At 56.1% G+C, this 9,797-nt stretch carries 6 protein-coding genes; 4 read left to right on the plus strand and 2 right to left on the minus strand.

What is annotated here, in order from left to right:
* The coding region (locus H6F43_RS07435) for an iron uptake porin (RefSeq protein ID WP_190342167.1) at positions 1-1,125 on the plus strand (1,125 nt) is incomplete at its 5' end.
* A gap of 116 nt (positions 1,126-1,241) precedes the next feature.
* Here H6F43_RS07435 and H6F43_RS07440 read toward each other — a convergent pair.
* Complete coding sequence (locus H6F43_RS07440; RefSeq protein ID WP_190342168.1) at positions 1,242-2,063, minus strand: HAMP domain-containing sensor histidine kinase; 822 nt, start codon at positions 2,061-2,063, stop codon at positions 1,242-1,244.
* A 308-nt stretch (positions 2,064-2,371) separates the two neighbouring features.
* Here H6F43_RS07440 and H6F43_RS07445 point away from each other — a divergent pair, with 308 nt between their 5' ends.
* Positions 2,372-4,012 carry a Ppx/GppA phosphatase family protein gene (locus H6F43_RS07445; protein WP_190342169.1) on the plus strand — a complete coding sequence of 547 codons (1,641 nt, stop codon included), beginning with the start codon at positions 2,372-2,374 and terminating at the stop codon, positions 4,010-4,012.
* A gap of 37 nt (positions 4,013-4,049) precedes the next feature.
* Here the strand turns inward: H6F43_RS07445 and H6F43_RS07450 are convergent, their stop codons facing one another.
* Positions 4,050-5,867 carry a histidine kinase dimerization/phosphoacceptor domain -containing protein gene (locus tag H6F43_RS07450; protein WP_190342170.1) on the minus strand — a complete coding sequence of 606 codons (1,818 nt, stop codon included), beginning with the start codon at positions 5,865-5,867 and terminating at the stop codon, positions 4,050-4,052.
* A gap of 257 nt (positions 5,868-6,124) precedes the next feature.
* Between H6F43_RS07450 and H6F43_RS07455 the strand changes: the two genes are divergently transcribed.
* Entirely contained in the window at positions 6,125-8,389 is a 2,265-nt protein-coding gene (locus tag H6F43_RS07455) for a PBP1A family penicillin-binding protein (RefSeq protein ID WP_190342171.1), read from the plus strand.
* A gap of 257 nt (positions 8,390-8,646) precedes the next feature.
* Positions 8,647-9,797, plus strand: a 1,151-nt coding sequence (locus H6F43_RS07460; protein WP_190342172.1) for a family 10 glycosylhydrolase, incomplete at its 3' end; no start/stop codon positions are given.

The following is a 9,797-nucleotide window of genomic DNA, read 5'->3' on the forward strand; positions in this document are numbered from 1 at the left end:
ACGCGACAAATCACAGGCAGCCCTTCAACCACCCTCGGCTTCCTTACCTGGCTAACGCTAAACACCTCGTTTACAGGTAGGGACTCACTGGTGACGCAACTTGCGGCGGGCAATTCAGTTTCACCCGTCAACCAGTACGCGTCAGCAGGCTTCTTCAACGCCTTTGGGGTGCCGTTCACCGATCAGTCGGCAGGTACCGTAAACGGACGCAGCGATGTTGTGATCCACGATTTGTTCTACAGCTTCCCGCTAACTGATGCGGTCAAGATAACGGTCGGTCCTCGGGTCAACTACTACCGCCACTTCGACTTCAACCGCTTCACCTTCTTCCTCACAGGAGCCAGCAGCTTCGACTCGATCGGCAGCACCCAAACCAACGCGATCGATCGTGGCTCTGGTGTGGTTGTGGAATGGAACATCAGCAAAAAGTTGCGCTTTGCAGCCGCGTATTTGGGTGAGAACACCGAATTTCTGTCTTCTGCGTTCGGCTTCAACACTTCTAGCAATCCTGCGTTTGGCTTATTCGGCGGCACCAACACCAGCACCGCAGAGCTAACGTTCTCCCCGATCGACACGCTCAACTTCCGTTTCTCCTACACCCACTCCCGCATTCAGGCATACGGAGGACAGGTCGGTGGCGCGATCGGCGAACCCATCCCTTATGGCTACCTGGATGCAGGTCCGGGCTTCTCGGAAGGCGGTGCTGGCGGCGGACTGGACTACGCCTTTGCCAACACGCTAGCGTTCAACTTTGACTGGCTGATTACCCCTGGCTTCGGCATTTTCGGACGCTACAGCTTCGGCAACACCAACCTGAAGCCGATCGACAAAGCGGTCGATGTCCAATCGTTCCAGGTTGGTTTGGGCTTCCCCGACTTAGGCAAAAAAGGCGCCCTAGCGGTCGTCACCTTCCTGATGCCGATGGATATCATCCGGGGTGAACGCTACTTTGCATCGGGTGCGGGCGATGGCGGCACGATGTACGAGCTAGAAGCCTCGTACTACTTCCCGCTAACAGAGAACATCGCCCTAGTGCCTGCTTTCTACGCCATCTTTAACGCCAACAACTTCGACAACAACCCCACAATCTATGTGGGCAACCTACGTGCCCAGTTCAGCTTCTAGGAGCGGTTAGGGACCTGCATGACCTGCCGTGAATCGGGCTTCAACTCCGCTCAACCCTCAATCATCGAGGGTTGAGCGGAGCTGCAATTTGTCTGATTGCTGCACAATGCACCCGATTAACCCGCGAACCCCTTAGCGGTTGACGAATCGCTATTGGTTGGCAACGTAAAGTAAAATCGACTGCCTTTGCCGTGGGTAGAGTCTACTCCAAGCTGTCCGCCCTGATTCTCCACGAGCAGCTTACACAGCGACAGTCCCAGCCCCGTGCCATGGATGTGCTGTCGATCGCCATGCTTCACCCGATAAAATCGCTCGAACAGACGCGGCTGATCCGCCAAGGGAATACCCAGTCCGTGATCGCGCACCCACACCTCGACCCAACCTGAGGGCAACCGCGCCGCGCCAACCTCGATCGGGCTGTCATTGGGCGAATACTTCACGGCATTCGACAGCAAATTCACCAGCACCTGCGACACTTGCCAGCGATCGCCCCATACCTCAGGTAAATCTGGACTGAACTGGTAAACGGTGGGACACGACTGAAACGCTGCGATGACTTCGTCCATCAACGCCGGAATCGAAAACTTGATCGGACGGGTCTGAACCTCTCCCGTCTCCACATCGCGAATTGTGATCAAATCTTGCAGCAAATTCTGGAGACGCTGCACCTGCTGCTGCACAACTTCCAGAAACTCTTGTCGCTGTTCGGGTGTAAGGTCCAACTCAGACAGCAGTTGGATCGAGCCGCTTAGCGACGTCAGCGGCGTTGCTAACTGATGCGTCACCAACTGAATCAAGTGGGTTTGGGCAGCAATTTGATCTCTCAGCGCCTGATTTTCTAATCGTGCCTGCACCAAATTAATGCCTTCAACATCTGCTGAACCAGATGAGGGACTTAACCAAGATGAATTTGGCTCCTCATTGAAGGTAGACGACATGGAACTCAGAAGGGCAGTAGCAACATCAAGTGAGAAAACCAGATCTTGAGAGCGATCGTGACAGCACTCCATCATTTCTGAAGGTGCTTCCTTAGATAGTTACATAGTTTAACAATTGTCGCTACCGAAGTGTACAAGCGATCAGAGCGTCGATAAACCACGGCAGCAAACCACATCATGGCTTCTGCCTCACTGATCGCGATCAGTAAGTCACCTGTCAAAAATCTTTCCCGATTTCGGGTATCTCTTCGGTGTACAACTAGAAGTTAGATGCCTCTGCTCCCTACCCTCTATCCCTAGCCCCTACAATGGTTGGCGCTCAAACTCTTCCACAGCCGATCGTCCAACTTCCTGGACTCACCGATCGCGATCGCGTTCTCGCGGCGATTGATGTCGGCACTAACTCGATTCACATGGTTGTTGTTTGCGTTCAACCGTCGCTGCCAGCCTTCACCATCATTGCCAGAGACAAAACCACCGTCCGCCTTGGCGATCGCGACAAGCGAACGGGTCACCTGACCGAGGCGGCGATGACGCGGGCGATCAACGCATTGAAGCGCTGCCAGGAAATCGCCAAAAGCCTCGGCGCTGAGCAAATTCTAGCAGTTGCCACTAGCGCAGTCCGCGAAGCGCCCAACGGACGCGACTTTCTGCGGCAGGTAGAGGTTGAACTAGGACTATGGATCAATCTCATTTCGGGTCCTGAAGAAGCCCGCCGCATCTATTTAGGGGTGCTGTCGGGCATGGAGTTCGGTTGCCAACCCCACGTCATTATTGACATTGGCGGCGGCTCTACCGAACTCGTTTTAGGTGACGGGCACGAACCCCGATCGCTCAGCAGCACCAAAGTCGGTGCGGTTCGCCTGACCGCAGAGCGCATCACGAGCGACCCAATCAGCTCGATCGAGTTTCAATCCCTACAGGCGTATATTCGGGGCATGTTAGAGCGCTCCGTAGACGATCTGCTGGCGCAGGTGCGACCCGGTGAACTGCCACAGCTTGTAGGCACCTCTGGCACGATCGAAACCATCGCCCACCTCCACGCCCGCGAGAAGCTTGGCACAGTGCCGAATCCGCTCAACGGCTACAGTTTCAGCCTGCGGGACCTGCGCGAGATTGTCAACCGTCTGCGCCGCCTCAGCTACAGTGAGCGGGTCCAGCTTCCCGGCGTCAACGATCGCCGCGCCGAGATTATTCTGGCAGGCGCCCTGATTTTGCAGGAGGCGATGACGCTGCTGGGCATTGAGTCGGTCACGATTTGTGAACGATCGCTGCGCGAGGGCGTCATTGTCGATTGGATGCTGACTCACGGATTGATCGAAGATCGCTTGCGCTACCAAAGCTCGGTGCGACAGCGCAGCGTCCTGAAAACTGCTCAGAAATATGGCGTAAACTTAGTCCACAGCGAACGCGTTGCCAACCTTGCCCTCAGCCTATTTGACCAGACCCAAAACCTGCTGCACTCGTGGACGACGGTAGAACGCGAACTGCTATGGGCAGCGGCAATTCTGCACAACTGCGGGCATCACGTTAGCCACACCGATCACCACAAGCACTCGTACTACTTGATCCGCAATGCCGAACTGCTGGGCTACACCGAAATCGAAGTTGAGACGATCGCCAATCTCGCCCGCTATCACCGCAAAAGCAATCCCAAAAAGAAGCACGAGAACTATCGCAACCTAACGAGCAAACAGCACCGCCGCATCGTGGACCACCTCAGCACCTTGCTACGGCTAGCCGTGGCGCTCGATCGTCGCCAGATTGGTGCAGTCAAGCACGTCGCCTGCGAATACCTCCCAGACCTAAACCAGTTTTGCTTGCATTTGCAGCCCACTCAACCAGATGATCCCTGCACGCTGGAACTGTGGAGTCTGGACAACAAAAAGAGCAGCTTTGAAGCAGAGTTTGGGTTAAAGCTGGTGCCCATCTTGATACCGTCAATTTAGGGGCATGGTTCGTCGATCGATCAACGCTTTTTCCGGCTCAATCGGGTATTGGAAACGTAATCGTAAACGTGCTGCCGCTAGTATGGTCGAGTTCAATCGCGCCGTGCAGCTGCCGCACCAGCGAATAAACCAGTTGCAGCCCTAGCGAAGAGGTTGTGCAGAGGTCTACATCTCCGTCAATGCCCACGCCATTGTCTTGCACTGTAAGAACATATTGATTCCGATCGTTCTGAGCAAAGCGAATCCGGATGCTGCCGGGGCGGTTGCCAGGAAACGCATGCTTCAGCGCATTTGACACCAGCTCATTCAAGATTAGACCGCAAGGAATTGCGGTGTTGATACTGAACTGCGCGGCGTCCACGTCAAGCTGTAGCTCGATTTGACGCCCCTGCATGTTGTACGAGGCGAACAGACCCGTCACCAGCTTTCGCACGTAGTCGCCAAACTGAACACGCGCAAGTTCGGGCGATCGGTAAATCTGCTCGTGAATCAGCGCCATTGTCCGCACGCGGTTTTGGCTTTCTTGCAGCAGCGACTGCACCTCTAAATTCTGGCTTGTTGAAGCTTGCAGCTTCAGCAGGCTGGAAATGGTTTGCAGATTGTTCTTGACGCGGTGATGCACTTCTTTCAGCAGCACCTCTTTTTCGGCAAGAGAGGCTTTCAGGCGATCGTCCGCTTGCTTACGGTTGGTGATGTCCTCAATCATTGCCAGCGTGTAGGGCGGCGTGCCTGCACGATCTCGGAACAGCGTCACTGTGATCAGCGCCCAGATTAATTCGCCATTGCGCTTGAAGAAGCGTTTTTCCAACTGGAAGCGGGGAATTACCCCATCGTTGAGTTGCTGAAGCAGCCGCAGATGGGGAATAACATCCGCAGGATGGGTAAAGTCTAGAAACGTCATTTCAGCGAGTTCGGCGTCGCTGTAGCCGAACAGGTCTCTATGCGCCGCATTCACACGCACAATGCGGCGCGTTTTGAGATAAGCGAAGCTCAGGGCGATCGGCGCTGAATCGAATATGCGCCGAAACTGTTCTTCGCTCTGGATCAGATCTTGAGTCCGCTCTTCAACGCGGCGTTCCAGTTCTTGATTGAGGTGATGTAGGGCAGCTTCGGCTTGCTGGCGCTGCTGCAATGCTGTGTGCTGCTTAGTGATGTCGCGGATAAGCAGCAGCACTTCATCGTCATCAAGCACCGTAATCCGGGCTTCCTCAAACCGCTGTTCACCCTCGATCGTAATCGCATAGGTGTAGAGTTGCGGTGTGCCAGTTTGCAGCGCTTGCCGAATGTAGTGCAGTCGCTCTTGCACGAGATCCGGCGGCAAAACGTCGGACAGATGCTTGCCTCGCAAATTGCCGCTTGGAAATAAAGTTTTGAAGGTTTTGGCAGGAATAATATCCAGGTAAATGCCGCCTCTGGTCAGACGGATGATCAAATCGGGAATCGCTGCTAGAGCGCGATTCGTCATTTCTAGCTGCGCCTGCCTGTCCTGCATTGTGGCAGTGTGCAGCGCTACCGCGCACTGATCGGCGATCGTCTCGACAAATTCGATTTCGTCTGGCATCCACGGGCGATCGCGCCGTTGCAGCACCAACTGTCCCAGCCGCGTATGCTGATACTGCAATGGTACCGACAGCACCGCGTCTGCATCGGAGGACTCGCTGATTGAGCAAGCCCAGCGATGCGGCGATCGAATCCCCCGCATATCACATCGATTGGCGTGCAGGATCGCTGCAAGCGTTTCCACAACGCTCTGAAACAGCTCATTGACCTCAACGCCGCTACACAGCGATCTGCCAATTCGACGAATCAAGGCGGCTTGCAATTGTGCGGTGGATGCAGCGTGCGTTTCAGGCATGGCAGCAGGTACCCATCGAGATAGCGTTCCAAAAGGAAGATCCGATCGCGCGGCGTGACCACTAGAATGAGGGGGCTTTTAATTTCGGCACTCTACCATCGCGCAGCCAGCCGATTGCGATCGCGGTTGTCTTTGTGCACTAACGTTGTCCTACACCCACACTTACCAGTATCGTTGTCTAGAATAAGTCAACCCTTGTCCGGAATCACGCCCGTCCGTTGTGTTTCTGACTGTTGCTCAGCGTACAGATTGTTCCCATGACGCCCACCCCACCTCCGCGTCCAAAAACCCTTTTCGGTGCTCTGTCCCAAGCGGTACAGACCCGGATTAGCTTCTCGAAGCTGAAACTAAAGCCCAATGTTAAAGTGCCGGAATTGTGGGTGCAGGACGCAAACGCCTCCAAAGCCGACGTGTACCCGCTGTTGGGCGATCGCTATCTGCTGGGGCGCAGCTCTCAATCGTGCGATATTGTGATTCGCAATCCGGTGGTCAGCCAGGTGCATTTATCTCTGCACCGTGCCAAGCAGCCGCCGGGACTGCTGGCATACCTGTTTCGATCGCCGTTTACCCTTAAAGACGAAAACTCAACCAACGGCATCTTTCGCGGCAAGCGGCGCATTCGCCAAACGGTGCTGCGTCATGGCGATGTCTACACCTTGGGTCCGACGGAACTGGCAGCGGCAGTACGCGTTCGCTACGTCGATCCACCCCCGTGGTTTGTGCGTGTGTTCCGCTACGGACTGTATGGCGCTTCAGGATTGGCGGCGCTGGCAACGTTGGCAACGCTGGCGGAGTGGCAGAAGTTTACGGTGGAGCCGCTGCCTGCATCCGTACAGGGACCCGTTGCTGTGCTTGCCCGCGATGGACAAACGCCGCTGCGCCCACTAACCAATCGCACCCACGGCGAGTTCAAGCAGCTGCAGGAGTTTTCTCCGTACCTACCCAAGGCGGTGATTGCCTCAGAAGACAGTCGATTTTACTGGCATTTGGGCGTAGACCCGATCGGCACTCTGCGGGCGCTTGTAACCAACGTGCGGGATGGCAAGATCCGTGAAGGTGGCAGCACTCTAACGCAGCAGTTGGCGCGGAGCCTATTGCGAGATTACGTCGGCGTGCAGGACTCCGCTGGACGCAAACTGAGAGAAGCTGCGGTTGCCCTGAAGCTAGAAACTGTCTACAGCAAGGATTTTCTGCTGCTGACTTACCTGAATCGGGTGTACATGGGCAACGGTGCCTATGGCTTCGAGGATGCGGCGCAGTTTTACTTCGGCAAGTCCGCCAAGAACTTGAGCCTGTCCGAAGCGGCAACGCTAGCGGGTATTCTTCCGGCTCCCAACAGCTTCAATCCGGTGCAGAACTACGAGCAGGCGATCAAGCAGCGCGACGGCGTGCTGCAGCGCATGGTGGAGTTGGGCATGGTCAACACGGATGAAGCCCAACGTGCCCGTCGATCGCGCCTTGACATCAACCCCAAAGCCAAGCAAGAACTGGAAAGCACGATCGCGCCGTACTTTTACAGCCACGTCTTTGCAGAGCTTCAGCAGCTCTTGGGTGAGCAGCTAGCCGAAGAAGGCAACTTTATTGTTGAAACGGGGCTAGACCCGCAGGTGCAATCCAAAGCGGAAGCTGCCCTGCGAACCGCTATTGCCAATCGCGGTGCGTCGGCAGGCTACTCGCAAGGTGCGATCGTGACGCTGGATGCCAAAACGGGGGAAGTCGTTGCCCTGGTCGGCGGCGTAGACTACCGCAAGAGTCAGTTTAACCGGGCGACTCAAGCGATGCGCCAGCCCGGATCGACCTTCAAGGTGTTTGCTTACACAGCGGCGATCGAGCAAGGCATTTCGCCTGGAACCGCCTTTTCCTGTGCGCCGTTGAACTGGGGCGGACAAACGTTTGCGGGCTGCAACACGGGTGGTGGAAGTTTGGATCTGTACACGGGGCTTGCCCAGTCCGAAAACGTGATTGCGCTGCGGGTGGCTCAGGAAGTCGGGTTAGATAGCGTCGTGAAAACGGCGCGGCGAATGGGAATTCAGTCTGACCTAAATCCGACTCCTGGATTAGTGCTGGGGCAGAGCGAAGTTACGCCGCTAGAGCTAACCGGGGCGATCGGTGTGTTGGCAAACCAAGGCGTCCGCAATCGTCCGCGCACCATTCGTCGCATCCTTGACAGCAGCGACTGCAAAGTTCCTCGCGATGTCCGGACCTGTCGCGAAATTTACTCCGCTCAGCGGGACTCAGAGTTAAACCAGGTGGTGCTTCAGCCAACGGTGGCAGAGACGATGACCACGCTAATGCAGGGAGTCGTGACAGGTGGTACTGGACGATCCGCGGCGATCGGGCAAGGCGAAGCTGGAAAAACGGGAACCACTAACGATAACGTGGATTCGTGGTTTGTTGGGTTCGTTCCCGGCAGCTTGGTCACAGGCATCTGGCTTGGCAACGACAACAACACGCCCACGTCTGGTAGCAGCGCCGAAGCTGCCCAGCTGTGGGGCGAGTACATGGGTCGCGTGGTGCGGTAATCAGTTTTAACTGAACGCCTTATTTTCTCGTGGGATAGCCAGAATGGCTATCCCACACAGACGGGCAAGACGTCTGTCCTACAGGAATTTTGAAAATTACATGCTGCCCCTGTGCGGGCTGTTGGTCGTTCGCAATGCAGCAGCGGGAAGCGGAGTGTGAATCGACGGTAAGAGTTCGGCAAAATTTTTTGGGTGAGTGATCGCAGTTGCCGCCTCACGGTCCATAATCACAAAGGTCAATTTGCCCAGTAGGGGTCATGAAGCTCGTACAACTTGCCATCCTGAACCGTTGCCTAATCGCCACCGCCATCACCAGCAGCTTACTGGGTCACACTCTGACGCTGCCCGCCCACGCGCAATCCACACCCTACTGTCAGCAGATCACGGAGGCGATCGCGCAGAAAGACAGGCTGCGGCAAGCCGCGATGCAGGGCGATCGCGGTGCCCAAAAACAGTATCGCCGCACGATCGACCTGCACGCTGAGTACCTGCGGAACTGTCGCAAAAAAGCGTGGCCCTCCAACGAAGCGATTTGGCTGCGGCTGTATCCCTGCGACACCCGTGACGGCGCGATCGAAGCTGTGCTCGATCGCATTGTCAATCGCGGCTACAACCAGGTCAACATCGAAGTGTTCTACAACAGCAAAGTGCTGCTGCCTGCGAACGGCAACCCAACGGTGTGGTCGTCAGTGCTGGCAGGGACCAAAGCCGAAAATCGAGATTTGCTAGCAGAGGTGATCAAAAAAGGACGCGAGCGCGGCTTAAAAGTGTATGCGTGGCTGTTCACGATGAATTTTGGCTCAAATTATTTTCGCCGCGACGACAGGCAGCAGACGATCGCCCGCAATGGCTGGGGGCAAACCAGCATTACCGCGAGGACCGTGGCTGGTCTCAGTGTAGAACTGGGTCAGAGCACCCCAGACGAAGCGTTTATTGATCCTTACAGCGCCGAGGCGCGACGGGACTACGCGCAACTGGTGCAGACGATCGCCCAGCGCAAACCCGACGGTATTCTGTTCGATTACATCCGCTACCCACGTGGGTCTGGACCCGCGTCCGTTGCTAGCCGTGTACAAGACCTGTGGATTTACGGCGAAGCCTCGCATCGAGCGCTATTGAAGCGGGCGCTGAACTATCGTGGCATGGAGCTAATCCAGCGGTACTTGAATAACGGATCGATTTCCGCAGACGACTTAAAGGCGGCAACCGTCCTCTATCCGCGCGAGGGCGAACCCCAATGGCAGGGGCGCAATCCTGGTGCGAATACCGCCAAGTTGCCGCTGGCGAGACGAGCCGCGCGGCTGCAAGCAGAGCTTTGGCAACTGACCTCTTCTCACGCGGCTCAGGGCGTCCTAGATTTTCTCTCTACTGCGATCGAGCCTGTGCAGCGATCGCGCATTTCCAGCGG

This window comes from Leptolyngbya sp. FACHB-36 (assembly GCF_014695955.1).
Taxonomy (GTDB): domain Bacteria; phylum Cyanobacteriota; class Cyanobacteriia; order Leptolyngbyales; family Leptolyngbyaceae; genus FACHB-36.